This window comes from Streptomyces viridiviolaceus (assembly GCF_014650995.1).
In the GTDB taxonomy this organism is placed as follows: Bacteria; Actinomycetota; Actinomycetes; order Streptomycetales; family Streptomycetaceae; genus Streptomyces; species Streptomyces viridiviolaceus.
The window spans coordinates 271,883-292,561 of the sequence record NZ_BMWA01000006.1; the positions used below are offsets into that span (position 1 = coordinate 271,883).

At 72.9% G+C, this 20,679-nt stretch carries 25 protein-coding genes and 2 pseudogenes; 7 read left to right on the forward strand and 20 right to left on the reverse strand.

Translation table 11 applies throughout. From position 1 onward, the window contains the following. Window positions 1–14 precede the first annotated feature (14 nt). From lgt to hisI, 11 genes are all read right to left on the reverse strand, one after another. On the reverse strand, window positions 15–1,016 hold the full coding sequence (gene lgt / locus IE260_RS10685; protein WP_189870304.1) for a prolipoprotein diacylglyceryl transferase: 1,002 nt from the start codon (window positions 1,014–1,016) through the stop codon (window positions 15–17). Window positions 1,017–1,102: 86 nt separating this feature from the next. Continuing rightward, window positions 1,103–1,873 carry a DsbA family protein gene (locus IE260_RS10690; RefSeq protein ID WP_189870306.1) on the reverse strand — a complete coding sequence of 257 codons (771 nt, stop codon included), beginning with the start codon at window positions 1,871–1,873 and terminating at the stop codon, window positions 1,103–1,105. Window positions 1,874–1,959: 86 nt separating this feature from the next. Further along, window positions 1,960–2,775 (reverse strand): tryptophan synthase subunit alpha, encoded by an 816-nt coding sequence (trpA, locus tag IE260_RS10695; RefSeq protein ID WP_189870308.1) that lies wholly within the window; start codon window positions 2,773–2,775, stop codon window positions 1,960–1,962. Beyond that, window positions 2,772–4,055: a tryptophan synthase subunit beta gene (gene trpB / locus IE260_RS10700; RefSeq protein ID WP_189870310.1), complete on the reverse strand. Its 1,284-nt coding sequence runs from the start codon at window positions 4,053–4,055 to the stop codon at window positions 2,772–2,774. Before trpB ends, trpA begins: the two co-directional genes overlap by 4 nt. Before the next feature lie 108 nt (window positions 4,056–4,163). Beyond that, window positions 4,164–4,337, reverse strand: a complete 174-nt coding sequence (gene trpM / locus IE260_RS10705) for a tryptophan biosynthesis modulator TrpM (RefSeq protein WP_189870311.1) — start codon at window positions 4,335–4,337, stop codon at window positions 4,164–4,166. Between the two features lie 21 nt (window positions 4,338–4,358). After that, complete coding sequence (trpC, locus tag IE260_RS10710) at window positions 4,359–5,168, reverse strand: indole-3-glycerol phosphate synthase TrpC (protein ID WP_189870313.1); 810 nt, start codon at window positions 5,166–5,168, stop codon at window positions 4,359–4,361. A 117-nt stretch (window positions 5,169–5,285) separates the two neighbouring features. Next, window positions 5,286–5,750 carry a DUF2752 domain-containing protein gene (locus tag IE260_RS10715; RefSeq protein ID WP_189870485.1) on the reverse strand — a complete coding sequence of 155 codons (465 nt, stop codon included), beginning with the start codon at window positions 5,748–5,750 and terminating at the stop codon, window positions 5,286–5,288. 97 nt (window positions 5,751–5,847) lie between these two features. After that, window positions 5,848–6,099, reverse strand: coding sequence for an HGxxPAAW family protein (locus tag IE260_RS10720; protein WP_189870315.1), 252 nt, complete (start codon window positions 6,097–6,099; stop codon window positions 5,848–5,850). 183 nt (window positions 6,100–6,282) lie between these two features. Next, entirely contained in the window at window positions 6,283–6,924 is a 642-nt protein-coding gene (locus IE260_RS10725) for a TIGR02234 family membrane protein (protein ID WP_189870317.1), read from the reverse strand. 61 nt (window positions 6,925–6,985) lie between these two features. Further along, the gene (locus IE260_RS10730; RefSeq protein WP_189870319.1) at window positions 6,986–8,476 is read right to left on the reverse strand and encodes an anthranilate synthase component I; all 1,491 of its coding nucleotides are present in this window, start codon (window positions 8,474–8,476) and stop codon (window positions 6,986–6,988) included. 11 nt (window positions 8,477–8,487) lie between these two features. Next, window positions 8,488–8,886 carry a phosphoribosyl-AMP cyclohydrolase gene (hisI, locus tag IE260_RS10735; RefSeq protein ID WP_373303332.1) on the reverse strand — a complete coding sequence of 133 codons (399 nt, stop codon included), beginning with the start codon at window positions 8,884–8,886 and terminating at the stop codon, window positions 8,488–8,490. 81 nt (window positions 8,887–8,967) lie between these two features. Between hisI and IE260_RS10740 the strand changes: the two genes are divergently transcribed. Next, window positions 8,968–9,603: a TIGR03085 family metal-binding protein gene (locus IE260_RS10740; RefSeq protein WP_189870323.1), complete on the forward strand. Its 636-nt coding sequence runs from the start codon at window positions 8,968–8,970 to the stop codon at window positions 9,601–9,603. A gap of 41 nt (window positions 9,604–9,644) precedes the next feature. Here the strand turns inward: IE260_RS10740 and hisF are convergent, their stop codons facing one another. From hisF to hisD, 8 genes are read right to left on the reverse strand one after another with little or no spacing between them, the layout of a single operon-like run. Then, the gene (hisF, locus tag IE260_RS10745; RefSeq protein ID WP_189870326.1) at window positions 9,645–10,400 is read right to left on the reverse strand and encodes an imidazole glycerol phosphate synthase subunit HisF; all 756 of its coding nucleotides are present in this window, start codon (window positions 10,398–10,400) and stop codon (window positions 9,645–9,647) included. Continuing rightward, a complete protein-coding gene (locus tag IE260_RS10750; RefSeq protein ID WP_189870328.1) occupies window positions 10,397–10,807 on the reverse strand; it encodes a RidA family protein in 411 nt (136 codons plus the stop codon). The genes hisF and IE260_RS10750 overlap by 4 nt, the downstream gene beginning before the upstream one ends. After that, the gene (gene priA / locus IE260_RS10755) at window positions 10,804–11,529 is read right to left on the reverse strand and encodes a bifunctional 1-(5-phosphoribosyl)-5-((5-phosphoribosylamino)methylideneamino)imidazole-4-carboxamide isomerase/phosphoribosylanthranilate isomerase PriA (protein WP_189870329.1); all 726 of its coding nucleotides are present in this window, start codon (window positions 11,527–11,529) and stop codon (window positions 10,804–10,806) included. The genes IE260_RS10750 and priA overlap by 4 nt, the downstream gene beginning before the upstream one ends. Window positions 11,530–11,531: 2 nt before the next feature. Then, complete coding sequence (gene hisH, locus IE260_RS10760) at window positions 11,532–12,182, reverse strand: imidazole glycerol phosphate synthase subunit HisH (RefSeq protein ID WP_189870331.1); 651 nt, start codon at window positions 12,180–12,182, stop codon at window positions 11,532–11,534. Next, entirely contained in the window at window positions 12,173–12,337 is a 165-nt protein-coding gene (locus IE260_RS10765) for a CG2302 family histidine operon protein (RefSeq protein ID WP_189870333.1), read from the reverse strand. The genes hisH and IE260_RS10765 overlap by 10 nt, the downstream gene beginning before the upstream one ends. 5 nt (window positions 12,338–12,342) lie before the next feature. After that, entirely contained in the window at window positions 12,343–12,936 is a 594-nt protein-coding gene (gene hisB, locus IE260_RS10770; RefSeq protein WP_019328035.1) for an imidazoleglycerol-phosphate dehydratase HisB, read from the reverse strand. Beyond that, window positions 12,933–14,051 (reverse strand): histidinol-phosphate transaminase, encoded by a 1,119-nt coding sequence (locus IE260_RS10775; RefSeq protein ID WP_189870335.1) that lies wholly within the window; start codon window positions 14,049–14,051, stop codon window positions 12,933–12,935. Before IE260_RS10775 ends, hisB begins: the two co-directional genes overlap by 4 nt. Beyond that, the gene (gene hisD, locus IE260_RS10780) at window positions 14,048–15,373 is read right to left on the reverse strand and encodes a histidinol dehydrogenase (RefSeq protein ID WP_189870337.1); all 1,326 of its coding nucleotides are present in this window, start codon (window positions 15,371–15,373) and stop codon (window positions 14,048–14,050) included. The genes IE260_RS10775 and hisD overlap by 4 nt, the downstream gene beginning before the upstream one ends. 200 nt (window positions 15,374–15,573) lie before the next feature. On the opposite strand from hisD, the gene IE260_RS10785 reads away from it, so the two are divergent. The 5 genes and pseudogenes from IE260_RS10785 to IE260_RS43425 form a co-directional block, all read left to right on the forward strand. Continuing rightward, window positions 15,574–17,151, forward strand: coding sequence for an oxidoreductase (locus IE260_RS10785; protein WP_189870339.1), 1,578 nt, complete (start codon window positions 15,574–15,576; stop codon window positions 17,149–17,151). Between the two features lie 692 nt (window positions 17,152–17,843). After that, a pseudogene (locus IE260_RS10790) lies at window positions 17,844–18,874 on the forward strand (hypothetical protein). Between the two features lie 11 nt (window positions 18,875–18,885). Beyond that, window positions 18,886–19,626 carry an LON peptidase substrate-binding domain-containing protein gene (locus tag IE260_RS10795; RefSeq protein WP_189870343.1) on the forward strand — a complete coding sequence of 247 codons (741 nt, stop codon included), beginning with the start codon at window positions 18,886–18,888 and terminating at the stop codon, window positions 19,624–19,626. A 29-nt stretch (window positions 19,627–19,655) separates the two neighbouring features. Continuing rightward, the gene (ybaK, locus tag IE260_RS10800) at window positions 19,656–20,156 is read left to right on the forward strand and encodes a Cys-tRNA(Pro) deacylase (protein ID WP_189870345.1); all 501 of its coding nucleotides are present in this window, start codon (window positions 19,656–19,658) and stop codon (window positions 20,154–20,156) included. Window positions 20,157–20,197: 41 nt separating this feature from the next. Continuing rightward, window positions 20,198–20,260: pseudogene (locus tag IE260_RS43425) on the forward strand (hypothetical protein); the annotation flags it as partial. A 16-nt stretch (window positions 20,261–20,276) separates the two neighbouring features. Here IE260_RS43425 and IE260_RS10805 read toward each other — a convergent pair. Next, the gene (locus IE260_RS10805) at window positions 20,277–20,459 is read right to left on the reverse strand and encodes a hypothetical protein (protein ID WP_189870347.1); all 183 of its coding nucleotides are present in this window, start codon (window positions 20,457–20,459) and stop codon (window positions 20,277–20,279) included. Between the two features lie 3 nt (window positions 20,460–20,462). Between IE260_RS10805 and IE260_RS10810 the strand changes: the two genes are divergently transcribed. Next, window positions 20,463–20,657: a hypothetical protein gene (locus IE260_RS10810; protein ID WP_189870349.1), complete on the forward strand. Its 195-nt coding sequence runs from the start codon at window positions 20,463–20,465 to the stop codon at window positions 20,655–20,657. Window positions 20,658–20,679 lie beyond the last annotated feature (22 nt).

Below are 20,679 nucleotides of genomic sequence, written 5' to 3' on the forward strand. Positions count from 1 at the left end.
CGTACGGCCGGCCGTCAGCTCTTCTTGGCCGACTCGGCGCCGTCCTTCACATCGTCCTTCACGTCCGTGTCGTGCTTCGCCCGCCCGTCGTCCTCGGTGCCGTCCCCGGCCTCCGGGTCACCCTCGGTGTCCGAGGAGCCCTTGGCGGACTTCGCCGAGTCGTCCCCGTTCGCGTCGCCGCTCTCGTCGCCGGTCGCCTCCACGGCCGGCTCGACCACGGCCTCGCGGCCCGGACGCATCCGCGCCGAGATCACGATGTACACCACGGCGAGCAGGAACACGAAGAGCGCGGTCCAGTTGTTCAGCCTGAGGCCCAGGATGTGGTGGGCGTCGTCGACGCGCATGTACTCGATCCAGAAGCGGCCGGCGCAGTACGCGGCGACGTACAGCGCGAACGCCCGCCCGTGGCCCAGCTTGAACCGGCGGTCGGCCCAGATGACGAGCAGGGCGACGCCGATGCACCACAGCGACTCGTACAGGAACGTCGGGTGGTACGTGCCCGGGACCCGTCCGTCGGCCGAGGAGGTGATCTCCAGCGCCCACGGCAGGTCGGTGGCCCGGCCGTACAGCTCCTGGTTGAACCAGTTGCCCCAGCGTCCGATGGCCTGCGCCAAGGCGATGCCCGGGGCGACGGCGTCGGCGTAGGCGGGCATCGGGATGCCCCGGCGCCGGGCGCCGATCCAGGCGCCGAGCGCGCCGAGCGCGATCGCGCCCCAGATGCCGAGTCCCCCCTCCCAGATCTTGAAGGCGTCGACCCAGTCACGGCCCTCGCTGAAGTACAGCTCGTAGTCCGTGATCACGTGGTAGAGCCGGCCGCCGATCAGACCGAAGGGAACGGCCCAGACCGCGATGTCGGCCACCGTGCCGGCCCGCCCGCCGCGGGCGATCCAGCGCTTGTTGCCGAACCAGACGGCAACGAAGACGCCGATGATGATGCAGAACGCGTAGCCGCGCAGCGGGATGGGACCGAGGTACAGCACCCCGCGCGACGGGCTGGGAATGAAGGCAAGTTCCATGGCAGGGTCGACGCTACCGTGTCGGGCGGGACCCGCGCCGGGCAGCCCGGCTACGGGTCCATAACGGGGCGGGCGCCCGACCTCCGCTACTTGTTGGCGTCCTTTACGAGTTGCTTCAGCTTGGCCGGGGTCATCGAGCGGTCCTCGTAGATGTTCTTGCCGTCCAGCAGCACGGTCGGCGTGCCGCTGAAGCCGCCGCTCTGGAAGGCCTCGTTGGACTTCTCGACCCAGCTGTCGTGCGTGCCGTTCTTCACACACTCCTGGAAGGCGGGGGTGTCCAGCCCGTCCACCTTGCCGGCCAGCTCGATCAGCTTGTCGTTGTCGGCGAAGGCGTCGTCGGTCTCCGGCGGCTGGTTGTCGTACAGCACGTCGTGGTACGGCGTGAACTTGCCGGCGTCCTGGGCACAGGCCGCGGCGTTCGCCGACCTCCGGGAGCCGGTGCCGCCCATGTTGCCGTCGATGATCGTCGCCAGGTGGTACTCGACCCGGAGCTGCCCCTTGTCGGTGAGCTGGTGGATCGTGTCGCGGTACGCCAGCTCGAAGCCCTTGCAGGCGGGACAGCGGAAGTCCTCCCAGATGGTGAGCGTCGACTTGGCGCTCTCCTTGCCGACCGGGATCGCGAGGCCGTCCTTGCCCTGGGCGCCCGAGGGCGCCACGACGGGGCCCGCCGACTCGCTGTCGTCCTTGCCCGCGTTCGCGGCGACCACGCCGATCACCGCCGCGAGCCCCAGCACGCAGACCACGGACGCGCTTACGATCAGCGCGCGCCTGCGCTTGTCCCGGGACTTCTGCTTCTCACGCTCGACCGCCAGCCGCTCCCGGGCGGTGCGCTTTCCCTCACGGTTCTTCTCGCTCACACCCCGCAGAACGAACCGGGGAGGCGCACAGCGCCTCCCCGGCCCCAGGTCCACCCGTACGAGGGACCCGTATGACTACCTGTGGGTCACACCTGTCGGCGTACTCCCTGCGCCAGGTCCGCGGCGAGCGCGCGGACGCCCTCCAGGCCCGCGGCGGCGTCGGGCGCGTCCAGCATCCGCTTGACGAACGCCGAGCCGACGATCACGCCGTCGGCGAAGCGGGCGACCTCGGCGGCCTGCACGGCGTTGGAGACGCCGAGTCCGACGCAGACCGGGGTGTCGGTGGTGGCGCGGGTGCGCCGCACCAGGTCCTCCGCCTGCGAGCTGACCGTCTCGCGGGTGCCGGTGACGCCCATCAGGGAGGCGGCGTAGACGAAGCCGCTGCCTGCCGCGGTGATCTCGGCGAGCCGCTCGTCCTTGCTGCTGGGCGCGACCACGAAGACCGTGGCGAGCCCGTGCTTGTCGGCGTGCTCCCGCCAGAGCGCCGACTCCTGGACCGGCAGGTCGGGCAGGATGCACCCGGCGCCGCCCGCCTCGGCCAGCTCGGCGGTGAAGCGCTCGACGCCGTAGCGGTCGATGGGGTTCCAGTACGTCATGACGAGGATCGGCTTCCCGGTGGCCCGGTGGGCCTCCCGGACCGTCCGCATCACGTCGGCGATCTTCACGCCGCCGCGCAGGGCGATGTCGTCGGCGGTCTGGATGACCGGGCCGTCGAGGACGGGGTCGCTGTGCGGCAGACCGACCTCGACGACGTCGGCACCGCCCTCCAGCGCGGCCTTGACCGCCTCGATGCCGCCGTCCACGGTCGGGAACCCGGCCGGGAGGTAGGCGATGAGGGCGGAGCGGCCCTCGGCCTTCGCCGCGGCGAGGGTGTCGTTCAGCAGCTGCACGTTCCCGCTCACTTGGCGTCCCCCTCGATCTCGGCGGTGCCGGTGGCGTCCTCGGCCACCTGGGCATCGGTGTCGTACAGCCCGAAGTAGCGGGCGGCGGTGTCCATGTCCTTGTCGCCACGGCCGGACAGGTTGACGACGATCAGCCCGTCCTCGCCGAGTTCCCTGCCGACCTCCAGGGCGCCGGCCAGGGCGTGGGCGGACTCGATGGCCGGGATGATGCCCTCGGTGCGCGACAGCAGGCGCAGCGCCTGCATCGCCGCGTCGTCGGTGACCGCGCGGTACTCGCCGCGGCCGGAGTCCTTGAGGTAGGAGTGCTCGGGGCCGATGCCGGGGTAGTCCAGGCCGGCCGAGATCGAGTAGGGCTCGGTGATCTGGCCCTCGTCGTCCTGGAGGACGTAGGAGCGCGAGCCGTGCAGGATGCCGGGCTCGCCCGCGGTCAGGGTGGCCGCGTGCTCGCCGGTCTCGATGCCGTGTCCCGCGGGCTCGCAGCCGATGAGGCGGACGGAGGCGTCGGGGATGAAGGCGTGGAAGAGGCCGATGGCGTTGGAGCCGCCGCCGACGCAGGCGACGGCGGCGTCGGGCAGGCGTCCGGCCCGCTCCAGGAGCTGGCGTCGGGCCTCCACGCCGATGACGCGGTGGAAGTCGCGGACCATCGCCGGGAAGGGGTGCGGACCGGCGACGGTGCCGAAGAGGTAGTGGGTGCGGTCGACGTTGGCGACCCAGTCGCGGAACGCCTCGTTGATCGCGTCCTTCAGCGTGCGGCTGCCGGACTTCACGGCGATGACCTCGGCGCCCAGCATGCGCATGCGGGCCACGTTGAGGGCCTGGCGCCGGGTGTCGATCTCGCCCATGTAGATGGTGCAGTCGAGGCCGAAGAGGGCGCAGGCCGTCGCGGTCGCCACGCCGTGCTGGCCGGCGCCGGTCTCGGCGATGACGCGGGTCTTGCCCATGCGCTTGGTCAGCAGGGCCTGGCCCAGCACGTTGTTGATCTTGTGCGAGCCGGTGTGGTTGAGGTCCTCGCGCTTGAGGAAGACGCGGGCGCCGCCTGCGTGCTCGGCGAACCGGGGCACCTCGGTGAGGGCGCTCGGGCGGCCGGTGTAGTTGACCAGGAGGTCGTCGAGCTCGCGGGCGAACTCGGGGTCGGCCTTGGCCTTGTCGTACTCGACGGCGACCTCGTCCACGGCGGCGACGAGGGCCTCCGGGATGAACTTGCCGCCGAACGCGCCGAAGTAACCTTCGGCGCTGGGGATCTGACCCTCCGGGTCGGGGATGAAGAAGTCGCTGGGCATGCGTGTACCTCACGGTGAGTGTCTGGTGTGGACCAATCGCCGTGGGGGCGGGGACTTATCTGTCGGCTGCGGGCCGTACGTGGCTGGTCGCGCAGTTCCCCGCGCCCCTCAGGTCGGCTGCTGCCATCGCATGCCGTTGACCTGCCCGGGTTCGTCACCGATGACGTACCGCACCCGGCGGCCGTGCACCCGGCGCGCGGGCGCGCGGCAGCCGCGGGGCCGGCAGCCGCGCGCGAGGCGGGCGTACGGGTCCCGGGTCGTCAGGGTGATCGGAAGCGTCATCGGGGCCAAGCCTATCGGGGGTCAGCCCCGTCCGTGACGCAGTGCCGGGTGTTCGCCCGCGGCCACCAGGTCGGAGACGGCCGTCTTCGGGTCGCGGCCGGTGACCAGGGACTCGCCGACCAGGACGGCGTCGGCGCCCTCGTTGGCGTAGGCGATGAGGTCGTGCGGGCCGCGCACGCCGGACTCGGCGACCTTGACGATGCCCGCCGGGATCTCCGGGGCGACCCGCTCGAACGTGCCGCGGTCGACCTCCAGCGTCTTGAGGTTGCGGGCGTTGACACCGATCACCTTGGCGCCGGCGTCCACCGCGCGCTCGACCTCGTCCTCGTCGTGCACCTCGACGAGCGGGGTGAGCCCGATGGACTCCGCGCGCTCGATCAGCGACTCCAGGGCCGGCTGGTCGAGGGCCGCGACGATCAGCAGCGCCAGGTCGGCGCCGTACGCCCGGGCCTCCCACAGCTGGTACGAGGTGACGATGAAGTCCTTGCGCAGCACGGGGATGTCCACGCGCGCGCGGACCGCCTCGAGGTCGGCCAGCGAGCCGCCGAAGCGGCGCTGCTCGGTGAGGACGGAGATGACGGCCGCGCCGCCCGCCTCGTAGTCCGCGGCGAGTCCGGCCGGGTCGGCGATGGCCGCGAGCGCGCCCTTGGAGGGGCTGGACCGCTTGACCTCGCAGATGACCTTGACGCCGTCGCCGCGCAGGGCGGTCACCCCGTCCTTCGCGGGGCGAGCCTTGGCCGCGCGCTCCTTGAGCTCGTCGAGGCTGACGCGCGCCTGCCGCTCCGCGAGGTCGGCACGGACTCCGTCGATGATCTCGTCGAGCACACTCACGCGAGCGGCCCCCTTCCTGACGGCGAAACCTGTGGTCACTGCGATGGTATCCGCAGGAGGGCCGAGGGCTCGCATCCGGTTGACGCCGGTCCCATTACCTGGACATTTCTTGGATGATCAAGGCAGCAGCCAGCCACCGAACGGCAGGTTCCGGACAACCGTGAAGACCAGCAGCAACGCCCCCAGCGCCCACAGCCGCACCGGACCGGGATCGATCCGCAGCGGCCGTCCGCGCACCGCGGCAACCACCCAGACGGCCCACAGCACGGCGAAGCCCAGATAGCCGAAGACGGCCATCGCGTTGGCGTGCAGCGCGCCCAGGACGTCGCCGTGGACGAACGCGTGCGCGCTGCGCAGGCCCCCGCAGCCGGGGCAGTGGACGCCGGTGAAGCGCAGCAGCGGGCAGACGGGGTAGTGGCCGGGCTCGTTGGGGTCGACGGCGCCCACGTAGGCGAAGGCGGCGACGACGGCCGCGAGCACCCCGGCCGGGACGGCCAGCCGGGCCGCGAGGGCCGGCACGGCGGGCGGGGGCGCGGTCGTGAGGTGCGCGGGCTTTCGGCTCTCGGCGTCCACGCCCCGCATTCTCTCCCGCACGGCCCGTACCCGCACGTGAGGGGCGGACCCGGCACCGATGTGCCGGTTCCGCCCCTCGGGAAGCGCGTCCGCGACCGCCGTACGGTCAGCCCTCGACGCCGGCCGGCTGGCGCTTGTCGGCGACCTGGTGCACGGGGTGGATGTGCTTCGGCTGGCCCATGCCCATCATGCGCATGATGCCGCCGACGACGGCGCCGAGGAGCGTGATCGCCATGCCGACCCAGAAGCCCACCGGCTGGGCCATGACCATGAACGCGCCCGCGATGCAGAAACCGATGAAGGCGATGATGACACCGGTCCAGGCGGCCGGGGTGTGACCGTGGCTGCTGCCCGCCATTGCTTGCTCCTCGTTGCTGTGTACGTGTCTGAGCAGGACGCTCGGTGGTCATTGTCCCGCACGCGCGCGCGTCCGGTGATCGGGGGTGGCCCAGGCGTGCTCGCGGCGGGTGTCGGCGTGTGCCGCCCACCGGGTGCCCCCGCGCGCGTGGCCGAACCGCACGCACGCGCGCGTGGCGGCCGTTCAGGCCCCGGTCGGGTCCTCGCCCCGGTCGAGCGCCTTCCAGAGGTCCTCGGGGCGGTCGGGGTCGACGCTCGGCGCCCTGCGGCGCGGGCGGGCGGTGCCGCCCCGCTCGTAGCGGCCGGACATCGAGGGCCACAGCCGGCCGTAGCGAAGGGCCAGCAGCCCGGCCAGCAGGAGCAGGACACCGCCCACGGCGGCGACGTAGGGCCAGGCGGTGTGCGAGAGGGCGTCCACGGTGGCCGAGGTGTCGCCCGCGGCCTTCGCGGCCTTGTCGTCCAGCGCGGAACTGTCGGAGGCGCCCAGCAGGGCCGCGGCGACGGTGCCGGCACCGCACAGCGCGAGCAGGGCGGCGACGGCGAACCGTCCGGCTCGGCGGACGGCGAAGACGGCGACGAGCGCGGCGAGGCCCACTATGGCGAGCGCCGCGGGGACGCCGGTGACGTCGCTGCCCTTGGCGGTCAGGGGGAACGCGCCGCCGGCCACCGTCGCGGTGCCCTCCGACCACTCCTGCCGGGTGGCGAGCAGGGCGACGGCCGCGCCGAGCGCACCGCACAGCAGCGCGAGGGCGAGGCTCCGGCGGCCGGCCCGGGCGGGTCCTGCGGCTTGGCTACGGGGGTGAGGAACAGCAGTCACGTACTCCACTATCGCCCGAACCCCGGGCGAACAGTCACCCGGGGTTCGGTATGGGGGCGTGAGAAGGGCCCTATTGCCCGAGCCGGTTGGCCGTGTGCACCGCCCGCAGCACCGCCGCCGCCTTGTTGCGGCACTCGGTGTCCTCGGCGACCGGGTCGGAGTCGGCGACGATGCCCGCGCCCGCCTGGACGTAGGCGGTGCCGTCGCGCAGCAGTGCCGTGCGGATGGCGATCGCGGTGTCGGAGTCGCCCGCGAAGTCGAGGTACCCGACGCAGCCGCCGTACAGGCCGCGCCGGGAGGGTTCGAGTTCGTCGATGATCTGCAGGGCGCGCGGCTTGGGGGCGCCGGAGAGGGTGCCGGCCGGGAAGCAGGCGGTGAGGACGTCGAAGGCGGTCCGGCCCTGGGCGACCCGTCCGGTGACGGTCGAGACGATGTGCATGACGTGCGAGTACCGCTCGACGGACATGAAGTCGACCACCTCGACGGAGCCGGGTTCGCAGACCCGCCCCAGGTCGTTGCGGCCCAGGTCGACGAGCATGAGGTGCTCGGCGCGCTCCTTGGGGTCGGCGAGCAGTTCGTCGGCGAGGGCCTGGTCCTCCTGCGGGGTGGCGCCGCGCGGCCGGGTGCCGGCGATGGGGTGGACCATGGCCCGCCCGTCCTCGACCTTGACCAGGGCCTCGGGGGACGATCCGACGACGTCGAAGCCGTCGAAGCGGATCAGGTACATGTACGGGGAGGGGTTGGTGGCCCTGAGGACCCGGTACACGTCCAGAGCGCTCGCCGTGCACGGCGTCTCGAACCGCTGCGAGGGCACGACCTGGAAGGCCTCGCCCGCGCGGATGCGCTCCTTGATGTCCTCGACGGCCTCCTGGAAGTCGGGGCCGCCCCACAGCGCGGTGTACTCGGGCAGCTCGGAGGGCGGCAGCGCGGCCGGGGGCTGGGCGACGGCGCGCGTGAGGTCGGCCTCCATGGCGTCCAGGCGGGCCACGGCGTCGGCGTACGCCTCGTCCACGCCCGTCGCCAGGTCGTTGTGGTTGATCGCGTTGGCGATCAGCAGGACCGAGCCCTCCCAGTGGTCCATGACGGCCAGGTCGCTGGTGAGCAGCATGGTCAGCTCGGGGAGCCGCAGGTCGTCCCGCTCCCCCGGGCCGACCTTCTCCAGGCGGCGCACGATGTCGTAGCCGAGGTAGCCGACCATGCCGCCGGTGAAGGGCGGCAGCCCGAGGTCGTGGGCGAGGTCGCGCGGGGTGTGCAGGGCCTCGACGGTGGCGCGCAGGGCGGCGAGCGGGTCGCCGCCGGTGGGGACGCCGACGGGCGGGGTGCCGTGCCAGTGCGCCTGCCCGTCGCGCTCGGTGAGGGTGGCGGCGCTGCGGACACCGACGAAGGAGTACCGGGACCAGGACCGTCCGTTCTCCGCGGACTCCAGCAGGAAGGTGCCGGGGCGCTCGGCGGCGAGCTTGCGGTACAGCCCGACCGGGGTGTCGCCGTCGGCGAGGAGCTTGCGGGTGACCGGGATGACCCGGCGGTCGGTGGCCAGCTTGCGGAAGGTCTCGAGGTCCATGGCGGCAGACCTTACTGATCCCGCGCCGGGGCGCCGGAATCGCCGTCCTTGAGGAGCACGTCGGCGTCGAAGCAGGTGCGGGCGCCGGTGTGGCAGGCGGCGCCGACCTGGTCGACCTTGACCAGGACGGTGTCGGCGTCGCAGTCCAGGGCGACGGACTTCACCCACTGGAAGTGGCCGGAGGTGTCGCCCTTGACCCAGTACTCCCGGCGGCTGCGCGACCAGTAGGTGCAGCGGCCGGTGGTCAGCGTGCGGTGCAGCGCCTCGTCGTCCATCCAGCCGAGCATCAGCACCTCCCCGGTGTCGTACTGCTGGGCGATGGCGGGCAGGAGGCCGTCGGCGCTGCGCTTGAGGCGGGCGGCGATCTCCGGGTCGAGCGGGCTGGGCCGCCGGGGGGAGCTGCTGTTCATGACGCCCATTGTGCCGCGTGCGCGGGCCCGCCCCGGCGCTGTCCACTGTGCGGACCCGGGCGGCGGCCGTAGGCTGACTCCATGTCGACATTCGCCAAGCGTGAACGACTTCTGCTCGCCGATCTGTTGGAGACGGCGGGTCCGGACGCCCCCACGCTGTGCGAGGGCTGGCGGACCCGGGACCTCGCCGCCCATGTGGTGGTACGCGAACGCCGGCCCGACGCCGCGGGGGGCACCCTGATCAAGCAGCTGGCGCCCCGGCTCGACCGGGTGATGGACGAGTACGGCGCCAAACCGTACGAGGAGCTGATCCAGCTGATCCGCACCGGTCCGCCGCGTTTCTCGCCGTTCTCGCTCAAGCAGATCGACGAGGCCGCGAACACGGTGGAGTTCTACGTCCACACCGAGGACGTCCGCCGGGCCCAGCCGGACTGGACGCCGCGCGAGCTGGACCCGGTCTTCCAGGACGCCCTGTGGTCCCGTCTGGAGCGCACCGCCCGCCTGGTGGGGCGCGGCATCCCGACCGGTCTGGTGCTGCGCCGCCCGAACGGCCAGACGGCGGTCGCCCACCGCGGCACGCCGGTGGTGACGGCGACGGGAGAGGCGTCCGAGCTGCTGCTGTTCGCCTACGGGCGGCAGAACGCCGCGAAGGTGGAGCTGGAGGGCGAGAAGGACGCCATCGCCCAGCTGCAGGAGACCAAGCAGCTCGGCTTCTGAGGTTCCGGCCCCGGCCGCTCGGGCCGGGGCCCGGCACGGGCCTACCTGACCGGGTGCCCGGCGCCCCGCAGCGTCTCCTTGACCTGTCCGATGCGCAGGTCGCCGAAGTGGAAGACGGAGGCCGCGAGGACCGCGTCGGCGCCCGCCGCGACGGCCGGCGGGAAGTCGGCGAGCTTGCCGGCGCCGCCGGACGCGATGACCGGGACCGTGACGTGCTTGCGCACCGCCGCGATCATCTCCAGGTCGTAGCCGTCCTTGGTGCCGTCGGCGTCCATCGAGTTCAGCAGGATCTCGCCCGCGCCCAGCTCGGCGGCGCGGTGCGCCCACTCCACCGCGTCGATGCCGGTGCCGCGCCGGCCGCCGTGGGTGGTCACCTCGAAGGTGCCCGCCTCGGTGCGGCGCGCGTCGACCGACAGGACGAGGACCTGCCGGCCGAAGCGTTCGGCGATCTCCCGGATCAGGTCGGGGCGGGCGATGGCGGCCGTGTTGACGCCGACCTTGTCCGCGCCCGCCCGCAGCAGCCTGTCCACGTCCTCGGCGGTGCGCACGCCGCCGCCGACGGTCAGCGGGATGAACACCTGCTCCGCGGTCCGGCGCACCACGTCGTACGTGGTCTCGCGGTCGCCCGACGAGGCGGTGATGTCCAGGAACGTCAGCTCGTCGGCGCCCTCGGCGTCGTACACCTTGGCCATCTCGACGGGGTCGCCCGCGTCGCGCAGGTTCTGGAAGTTGACGCCCTTGACGACCCGGCCGTTGTCCACGTCCAGGCAGGGGATGACTCGTACGGCCAGGCTCATGCGGGTACTCCGTGTTCTCCGCCGGGGCGGAACGCCTCCAGCTCGACCTCGACGACCAGGCTGGGGTCGACGAAGCCGGAGACGATGATCATGGATGCGGCGGGACGGACGGAGTCGAACAGCTCCTTGTGCGCACGCCCCACCTCGTCCACGTCTCGGGCATGGGTGATGTACATACGCGTCCGTACGACGTCGTCACGGCCGAGGCCCAGCTCCTCCAGCGCCCCGAACGCGACGTTGAAGGCGTTGACCGTCTGCTCGTAGGGGCCGCCTCCGGCGATCTGGCCGTCCACGATGGACGTGCAGCCGGCGACCAGCACGAGGCCGTTCGGCAGCTGGACGGCCCGGGAGTAGCCGAACGACTCCTCCCAGGGCGCTCCTGTGGTGACGCGTCGTACGTCGCTCACCGGGCTACCGCCTCCAGCGCCTCTTCCAGGGTGAACGCCTTCGCGTAGAGGGCCTTGCCCACGATGGCGCCCTCGACGCCGAGGGGGACGAGGCCCGCGAGGGCCCGCAGGTCGTCCAGTGACGACACGCCGCCGGAGGCGACCACCGGGCGGTCCGTCGCCGCGCAGACGTTCTTCAGCAGCTCCAGGTTCGGGCCCTGGAGCGTGCCGTCCTTGGCGATGTCGGTGACCACGTACCGGGCGCAGCCCTCCTTGTCGAGGCGGTCCAGCGTCTCGTAGAGGTCGCCGCCGTCGCGGGTCCAGCCGCGGCCGCGGAGCGTGGTGCCCCGCACGTCCAGGCCGACCGCGATCTTGTCGCCGTGCTCGGCGATGACCTTGGCGACCCAGTCGGGGGTCTCCAGGGCGGCCGTGCCGAGGTTCACGCGGGTGCAGCCGGTGGCGAGGGCGGCGGCGAGCGTGTCGTCGTCGCGGATGCCGCCCGACAGCTCCACCTTGATGTCCATGGCCTTCGCGACCTCGGCGATCAGCTCGCGGTTGTCCCCGGTGCCGAACGCGGCGTCCAGGTCGACCAGGTGCAGCCACTCGGCGCCGGAGCGCTGCCAGGCGAGGGCGGCCTCCAGCGGGGAGCCGTAGGAGGTCTCGGTGCCGGACTCGCCGTGCACGAGGCGGACGGCCTGGCCGTCGCGGACGTCGACGGCGGGGAGGAGTTCGAGCTTGCTCATCTCTACAGGGTCTCGATCCAGTTGGTGAGGAGCTGGGCTCCGGCGTCGCCGGACTTCTCGGGGTGGAACTGCGTGGCCCACAGGGCGCCGTTCTCCACGGCGGCCACGAACGGCTTGCCGTGCGTGGACCAGGTCACCTTGGGGGCGGCGATCAACGGGTTGTGCGATTCCAGCGTCCAGTCGTGGACGGCGTAGGAGTGCACGAAGTAGAAGCGGGCGTCCGCGTCCAGGCCGGCGAAGAGCTGCGAGTCGGCCGGTGCCTCGACCGTGTTCCAGCCCATGTGGGGCACGACGTCGGCCTGCAGCGGCTCGACCGTGCCGGGCCACTCGTCCAGGCCCTCGGCCTGGACGCCGTGCTCGATGCCGCGCGCGAAGAGGATCTGCATGCCGACGCAGATGCCCATCACCGGGCGCCCGCCGGACAGCCGCCGGTCGACGACCCAGTCACCCCGGGCGGCCTTCAGGCCCTCCATGCAGGCGGCGAAGGCGCCGACGCCCGGGACCAGGAGCCCGTCGGCGTTCATGGCCTTGTCGAAGTCACGGGTGATCTCCACGTCGGCTCCCGCGCGCGCGAGGGCGCGCTCGGCGGAGCGTACGTTGCCGAAGCCGTAGTCGAAGACGACGACCCGCTTGCTTCCGGTGCTCAATTCCACACCTCCAGCCTCAGGACACCCGCGAGCAGGCACATCCCGGCGCCGATGGAGAGCAGCACGATGAGGCCGGTGGGCATCTTCTGCTTCGCGAAGGAGATGATCCCGCCGACGAGGAAGAGGCCGACGACGATCAGAGCGGTGGACGTACCGTTCATGGCGTTTACAGCGCACCCTTCGTGGAGGGCAGGATGCCGGCCGCGCGCGGGTCGCGCTCCGAGGCGTAGCGCAGTGCCCGGGCGAGCGCCTTGAACTGGCACTCCACGATGTGGTGCGCGTTGCGCCCGTAGGGCACGTGCACGTGCAGCGCGATCTGGGCCTGTGCGACGAAGGACTCCAGGATGTGCCGGGTCATGGTGGTGTCGTACTCGCCGATCATCGGCGCCATCTTCTCGGGCTCGGTGTGCACGAGGTAGGGGCGGCCGGACAGGTCGACGGTGACCTGGGCGAGGGACTCGTCCAGCGGGACCGTGCAGTTGCCGAAGCGGTAGATGCCCACCTTGTCGCCGAGGGCCTGCTTGAAGGCGGCGCCCAGGGCGAGCGCGGTGTCCTCGATGGTGTGGTGGGAGTCGATGTGCAGGTCGCCGTCGGTCTTCACGGTCAGGTCGAACAGACCGTGCCGGCCGAGCTGGTCGAGCATGTGGTCGTAGAAGCCGACGCCGGTGGCGATGTCGGTCTTGCCCGTGCCGTCGAGGTCGATCTCGACGAGGACGGAGGTCTCCTTGGTGGTGCGCTCCACGCGCCCGACGCGGCTCATCCGCTCTGCTCCTGTTCCTTCTTCAGTCCGCGTACCGCATCGAGGAACGCGTCGTTCTCCTCCGGGGTGCCTGCGGTCACCCGCAGCCATCCCGGTACGCCGTTGTCCCGGACCAGGACGCCCCGGTCGAGGATCTTCCGCCAGGCTGCCTGGGAGTCCTCGAACCGCCCGAACTGGACGAAGTTCGCGTCGGACTCGGTCACCTCGTAGCCGGCCGCCCGCAGTTCGGCGACCAGCCGGTCCCGCTCGGTCTTCAGCTGCTCGACGTACTTCAGCAGCGTGCCGGTGTGCTCCAGGGCGGCCAGGGCGGTCGCCTGGGTGACGGCCGACAGGTGGTAGGGCAGCCGTACGAGCTGGACGGCGTCGACGACGGCCGGGTGCGCGGCGAGGTAGCCCAGGCGCAGGCCGGCCGCGCCGAACGCCTTCGACATCGTGCGGGAGATGACGAGGTTCGGCCGTCCGTCGAGCAGCGGCAGCAGCGAGGCGCCGTGGCTGAACTCGATGTACGCCTCGTCCACGACCACCATCGACGGCTTCGCCGCCTGCGCGGCCTCGTACAGCGCGAGGACCGTCCCGGCCGGGACCGCGTTGCCGGTGGGGTTGTTGGGGGTGGTGATGAAGACGACGTCCGGGCGGTGCTCGGCGATGGCCTTCTCGGCGGCCGGCACGTCGATCGTGAAGTCCTCGTGGCGGGGGCCGGAGATCCAGCCCGTGCCCGTGCCGCGTGCGATCAGGCCGTGCATCGAGTACGACGGCTCGAAGCCGATCGCGGTGCGGCCCGGACCGCCGAAGGTCTGCAGCAGCTGCTGGATGACCTCGTTGGAGCCGTTGGCCGCCCATACGTTGCCGAGACCGACCTCGTACCCGGAGGTGTCGGTCAGGTACTCGGCGAGCCTGGTGCGCAGTTCGACCGCGTCCCGGTCGGGGTAGCGGTTGAGGTCGCGGGCGGCCTCGCGGACCCGCTCGGCGATCCGTTCGACCAGCGGCTCGGGCAGCGGGTAGGGGTTCTCGTTGGTGTTCAGCCGTACGGGGACGTCCAGCTGGGGCGCGCCGTAGGGGGACTTGCCGCGCAGCTCGTCGCGTACGGGGAGATCGTCGATGCGTACGTCGGTCACTTGCCCTCGGGAACCTTCCAGTCGAACCGTGCCTTGATCGCCGCGCCGTGCGCGGGCAGGTCCTCCGCCTCCGCCAGCGTCACCACGTGGTGCGCGACCTCGGCCAGCGCGTCCTTCGTGTAGTCGACGATGTGGATGCCGCGCAGGAAGGACTGGACGGACAGGCCCGAGGAGTGGCAGGCGCAGCCGCCGGTGGGCAGGACGTGGTTGGACCCGGCCGCGTAGTCGCCGAGCGAGACCGGCGCCCAGGGGCCGACGAAGATCGCGCCGGCGTTCTTCACGCGGCCGGCGACCGCCGCCGCGTCGGCCGTCTGGATCTCCAGGTGCTCGGCGCCGTAGGCGTCGACCACCCGCAGGCCCTCGTCGAGGCCGTCGACCAGCACGATCGCGGACTGGCGGCCCTTGAGGGCCGGGACGATCCGGTCGTCGATGTGCTTGGTGGCGGCGACCTGGGGCTCCAGCTCCCGCTCGACCGCGTCCGCGAGCGCCGGGGAGTCGGTGACCAGGACGGCGGCGGCCAGCGGGTCGTGCTCGGCCTGGCTGATCAGGTCGGAGGCGACGTGCACCGGGTCGGCGGTGTCGTCGGCCAGGATCGCGATCTCGGTCGGGCCGGCCTCGGCGTCGATGCCGATCTTGCCGGTGAAGTACCGCTTGGCGGCGGCGACCCAGATGTTGCCGGGGCCGGTGACCATGTTGGCGGGCGGGCAGGACTCGGTGCCGTACGCGAACATCGCGACGGCGGTGGCGCCGCCGGCCGCGTACACCTCGTCGACGCCGAGCAGGGCGCACGCGGCGAGGATCGTCGGGTGCGGCAGTCCGCCGAACTCGGCCTGGGCGGGAGAGGCGAGCGCGATCGACTCGACGCCGGCCTCCTGCGCGGGCACGACGTTCATGACGACGGAGGACGGGTAGACCGACCGTCCGCCGGGCGCGTAGAGACCGACCCGCTCGACCGGCACCCACTTCTCGGTGACCGAGCCGCCGGGCACGACCTGGGTGGTGTGGGTCGTACGGCGCTGCTCGCGGTGGACGAGGCGGGCCCGGCGGATGGACTCCTCCAGGGCCGCGCGCACGGCCGGGTCGAGCTCCTCGAGGGCGCGGGTGAGCGCGGCGGCCGGCACCCGTACCTGGTCGAGCTCGACGCCGTCGAACTGCTCGGCGAAGTCGATCAGCGCCGCGTCGCCACGATGATGCACGGCCTCGCAGATGGGACGCACCTTCTCCAGGGCGGCCGCAACGTCGAAGTCGGCTCGGGGCAGCAGGTCGCGCAGGGCGGGGCCCTCGGGAAGGGCGTCGCCGCGCAGATCGATTCGGGAGATCACGGAACCAATTCTCTCAGACCCGCGTCGGGGACCGTTCGCGCGTATCAATGGCTGATACAGAACGCCACCGGCCGACGCGGTTCTCGTGCGGGGATCCGGAAGATCCTCCTCACGTTGAGTGTTCGGCGCGTCACACAGCGGGCATGAACGGTTGTACGAAGGTACGGACTCGCGAGTAGCCGGGGAGGGGGTGAACAGCCGTGACCGAGGGGGCCGGCCGCCGGGCCGGAGATGTGCCGGACGACCTGACCACCGTCGAGGCCGGCATGTGGCAGGCGTTCCGCAACGGCAGCGTGTACGACCTGCGCACCGGTGACGCGCTCGCCGACGATCCGCACGGCGGGCAGCCCTGGGGGCCGGAGCGCACCGTGCGGGCCCGCGTCGTGTGCTGGCTGCTCCTCGACGGCCCGCCCGCGCTCGCGGGCCGCGTGTCCTCGCTCAAGCTCGTCGGCGTGCAGATCAGCGGCACGGTGGACCTGGCCGGCGGCACGGTGGTGCCGTACGTCGAGCTGCGGGGCTGCCGCTTCGAGCGGGAGGTGCTGCTGCCGGAGGCCCGCTTCACGACCGCGCGGCTGGTGGACTGCTCGGTGCCGCGGCTGGAGGCGGCCCGGCTGCAGACCGAGGGCGATCTGCATCTGCCGCGCTGCCGTTTCCTCGGCGGGGTGCGGCTGACCGACGCGCAGATAGGCACCGACCTGCTGCTCAACCAGGCGATCGTGCACCGGGACCGCAGCGGCCGTTCCATCGCGGCGGACGGGATGACCGTGGGCCAGGACCTGCAGGCCGAGATGCTGGAGTCGTACGGCGAGGTGAGCCTGCGCAGCGCCCAGGTCGGGGTCTCGCTGAGCCTGCGCGGCGCCCGGCTGCGCAACCCGTACACGCGGCACGCGCTGAACGCCCCGCAGCTGACCGTGGAGCGCACGCTCTATCTGACTCCGGCGGGTCTCGGCAGCCCGTTGCTCAGGGGTACGACACCGGCGCAGGGGACGCGGATCCAGCGGTTCGAGTGCGAGGGCGGGGTGCGGCTGGACGACGGGCGGTTCGGCGACGCCGTCGACTTCGAGCAGGCCCGGTTCACGCTCACCGACGACCAGGAGCTGTCGCTGCGCCGGGTGCAGACGCCCGAACTGCGGTTCCTGGGCGAGCGGCCGGCGCGCGGCCGGGTGGTGCTGTCCGGGGCGCGGATCGTCAACCTGATGGACCGGGCGGACAGCTGGCCGGGCCCGGGCAGGCTGCACATGGGCGGCTTCACCTACGAGAACCTCGTGCCCCGCGGTCCGTTCCCGCTGGAGAAGCGGTTGCGGTGGGTGGCCGCCGCGACCGCCGAGTACAACCCGGAGCCGTACGAGCGTCTGGCCGCCGTGCTGCGGGCGGGCGGCGAGGACGAGGACGCCCGCGAGGTACTGCTCGCCAAGCAGCGCCGGCGCCGCGAGAGCCTCCCGCCGGCCGCGAAGCTGGTGGGGTACGCGCAGGACTGGACGGTCGCCTACGGCTACCGCCCGGGGCGGGCCGCGGTGTGGATGGCGGTGCTGTGGGCGGCGGGCGCGTTCGCGTTCTCACGGGCGGAGCATCCGCCGCTCAAGAGCGGCGAGCATCCGGACTGGAACCCCGCCCTGTTCGCCCTCGACCTGCTGCTCCCGGTCATCGATCTGGGGCAGGTGGGCTTCTGGCAGCTGCGCGGCGGCTGGCAGTGGCTGGCGGCGGCGATGATCCTGCTGGGCTGGATCCTGGCGACGACGGTGGCGGCGGGGGCGACGCGGCTGCTGCGCAGGAACTGACCGGTCGTTCCCGCGCAGCCTCGCGCGTGGCCCGCCCGCCGGACGTGCCGGGCCGCCGGACAACCCGGCCAGGCCGACCCGACCTCGCCCACGCCCCCGACACCACAGCGCGGCCCCACCAGGTGCCAAGAGGCCACCGGCCGACGAAGACGGGGCCACCGCCCCCCACCACCGGCACCCCGGCAACCACCGCGCGGCCTCACCGGCCACCCCGCAAGAGCCGGCCGACGAAGAGGAGGCCACCGACCCACCACCGCCCCCCAGCAACGCCACACGCAACCCCACCAGCCACCCCGCAAGAGCCGGCCGACGAAGACGAGGCCACCGACCCACCACCGGCCACGCAGCCAGCAACCGCCACACGCAACCCCACCAGCCATCCCGCAAGAGCCGGCCGACGAAGACGAGGCCACCGACCCACCACCGCCCTCACCCCGGCAACCGCCACACGCGGCTCACCAGCGGTGCGAGAACCACCGGCCGACGAGGGCGAGTCACCGGACCGCATACTGGGGTGCCGGGCCCGGTGGCCGCCGGGCCCGGCCCGAACGGCCGCCGTACGAGGGCCGGTCAGCCGCCCGCGCACGGCGCCGCGGAAGGGCCGCCCCGCGCACAACCATCCCCGGCCGTCGGCCGTCTTCTCAGCGCTAGGTCGGAAAGCGCGGCGCCCGTCACGGCGCGAAGGAGGCACCATGGCCCTGCTGCCGGCGTTCCTCCGCACGGCCCGGGCGGGACACCGCGTACCCCGTCCCGCCGCCCGGCCGCCCGCCGACGACGAGGTGCTCCTCGACGCCCCCGACGACCGGCTCGGCCCGGCGCTGGTCGCGGCGGCGCGCGGCGAGTACGCCCCGGTGGCCGAGCTGCTGGCCGGCACCCGCGAGAACGCCGAGTGGGAGCACCGGGACCGGTACGCGGCCCGGCTGGCGGCGTTCGCGCGCTCGCGCGCCGGGTGGCTGCAGGACTGGCGCGCCGCCGCCCCGGACGACCCCGACGCCCTGCTGGTCCGCGCCCGGCTGACGGTGGACCGCTGCTGGGAGTCGCCGGCCCGCGCCGAACTGCTGCGCCAGGCGGGCCCGGCGGTCACGGCGGCCGCCGAGGCCGGCGGACCCGACCCGGTGCCGTGGCGGATCGCGCTGGACACCGCGCGGGGCGCGGAGGCCGGGCACGCGGAGTTCGAGCGGCTGTGGGCGCAGGCGGTACGCCGCTCCCCGCACCACTACGGCTGCCATGTCGCCGCTCTGGACTACCTGGCCGCGGCCTCGCCCGGCGCCCACCGCGAGTGCCTCGACTTCGCCGAGACGGCCGCGCAGGACGCGCCCGAGGACGCGCTCGTGCGGGCGCTGCCCCTGCAGGCGGCGTTCGTGTGTATGACGGCGGACGGCGGGGCCTCGGTGGACCGCGCGCGGCTGGACGCCGCCGCCGACCGGGCCGTCGCACTCTCGGCCAGGTGTCCGGCGGCCGACCCGTGGGCGGCCGAGCTGCGCAACCTGCTGACGTACGTCCTGGTGCGCCTGGACCGCCACCGGGACGCGGCCGAGCAGCTGCGGCTGACCGGCCCGTACGTCACCTCCTTCCCCTGGGACCGGGACGCGGACGATCCGCTCGGCCGGTTCCTCCAGGTGCGCGAAGATGTCCGCGCCGCGGCCGCCGACGACCCGGGGTGACGCGTTCCGGCCATCCACGAAGTGGGCACGGCGGTCACGTCCGCCCCGGCGACCATTAGGCTTCTGGGTCGTGACCACCGTCCGGCTCCCCCTCTTCCCCCTGAACTCGGTGCTGTTCCCGGGGCTGGTGCTCCCGCTCAACATCTTCGAGGAGCGCTATCGCGCCATGATGCGCGAGTTGCTGAAGACCCCCGAGGACGAGCCGCGCCGGTTCGCCGTCGTGGCGATCCGGGACGGCCACGAAGTGGCGCCGAGCGCCCCCGGCATGCCCGACCCGACCGCGGTGCCCGAGCGCGGGGCCGCCGCCGGGTTCGGGGCCGAGCCGGCCAAGGCGTTCCACAAGGTGGGCTGCGTGGCGGACGCGGCGACCATCCGGGAGCGGGCCGACGGCACCTTCGAGGTGCTGGCGACCGGGACGACCCGGGTGCGGCTGCTGTCGGTGGACGCCTCGGGCCCGTTCCTGACGGCCGAGCTGGAACCGCTGGCGGAGGACCCCGGCGACGAGTCGGGGGCGCTGGCCGAAGGGGTGCTGCGGGCCTTCCGCCAGTACCAGAAGCGGCTGGCCGGGGCGCGGGAGCGGTCGCTGGCGACCGGCGCCGACCTGCCGGACGAGCCCGGCGTGGTGTCCTACCTGGTGGCCGCCGCGATGATGCTGGACACGCCGACGAAGCAGCGTCTGCTCCAGGCGCCGGACACCGCGTCCCGGCTGCGCGACGAGCTGAAACTCCTTCGCACCGAGACGGCCATCATCCGTACGCTTCCGTCGTTGCCGACGTCTGACCTGACGCGCGGCCCGACGAGTCTCAACTGACGCACGATCCTTTCGAGGTACTGGCCGGCATGACGAAGAAGGCGAAGAAGCAGCAGCCGGGGGGCACGCCCGCGACGGTGGCGCTCACGGCGGCCGGGGTGGCGTACACGGTCCACTCCTACGACCACAACCCCGCCCATCCGTCCTACGGCGAGGAGGCGGCCGAGGCGATGGGCGTCTCGCCGGAGCGCGTCTTCAAGACGCTGGTCGCGGACGTCGACGGCGCGCTGACGGTCGCGGTGGTGCCGGTGGCCGGCCAGCTGGACCTGAAGGCGCTCGCGGCGGCGGTGGGCGGCAAGCGGGCGGCGATGGCCGACCCGGCCCTCGCCGAGCGCACCACCGGCTACGTCCGGGGCGGCATCTCCCCCCTCGGCCAGCGCAAACGCCTTCCGACGGTCCTGGACGCGTCCGCCTCCGGCCACGAGACGATCTGCGTCTCGGCCGGCCGCCGCGGCCTGGAGGTGGAGCTCTCCCCCGACGACCTGGCCGAGCTGACGGACGCGGTCCTCGCCCCCGTCGGCCGTGTGTGACCTCTCGACGGGCGCCCCTTTCCCGGTTAAGCACAAGGGGCATGTCGAAGCGAACACGCAAACGCAGGTGGCGGACGAAGGAGGGCCGTGCGAACCACGGCCGGCGCCCCGCCCAGGGCGTCAGGATCCCGGGGCGTCCCCGCAGCGAGTCCGCCAGGTGCCGGTGGGGGCGCGCGACAGAGCGGTGGCCGTCACGACCAGGATGACGTCGAGGGCGGCGAGGCACGCCGGCGGCGGGAGCCGGACGGCGGCGACGCCGGCCACGACGCCCTTCTCGGCGAGACGTCCCTGATCACCGGCCACGCGTTGACCGAAGCCCCCGTCGACGTCGACGTCCCCACCGTGCTGACGTCCGTCGGTGTCTTCGCCGCGCCGGTGTGCCTGTGGGCGGTCCACTTCGGCGGCGGCGAGGACGTCTTCACCACCGCCACCGACCCCCTGCGGTCCGTCCGGTTCGGCGTGAACAGCGCCTACCCGGCCCTGGCCTCAGCGTTCGACTGACGCGGGCCGGGGGATGCCACCG